We start from the raw sequence: 364 nt of genomic DNA on the forward strand, positions 1-364 counted from the left end.
GGCCGATGCCGTCATTATAGGTGTCGCCATCGATCGTCACCGATCGCGTCAAGTCGAGTTCGAGGCCCGGCTTGGTGATCTTCTTGAGCTCGCCGGTGGCGATCATCTCGGCAAGCACCATCGCCGTCGTTTCGAGTGCTTCCACCTCCTCCTCGCGATAGTTGCGGCTCGCCTTGTTCTGGACGACGAGAACACCAAGCGAGCGTCCGGTCCTGAGGATCGGCACACCGAGGAAGGAATGGTAGATTTCTTCACCCGTCTCCGGCAGGTAGCGAAAGGCCGGATGCGACTGCGCGTCGGAAAGGTTCAGCGGCTGCGCCGAGGCCGCGATCGTGCCGACGAGGCCCTGCCCCATCTTCAGCTG

The 364-nt window shown here is 62.4% G+C and carries 1 protein-coding gene; it reads right to left on the reverse strand.

Annotated features, from left to right (window positions below; translation table 11 throughout):
• A partial coding sequence (locus AC5ZG1_RS44780) for a GAF domain-containing protein (protein WP_496136626.1) occupies positions 1–364 on the reverse strand: 364 nt, incomplete at both ends.

Source organism: Bradyrhizobium sp. Leo78 (assembly GCF_059512425.1).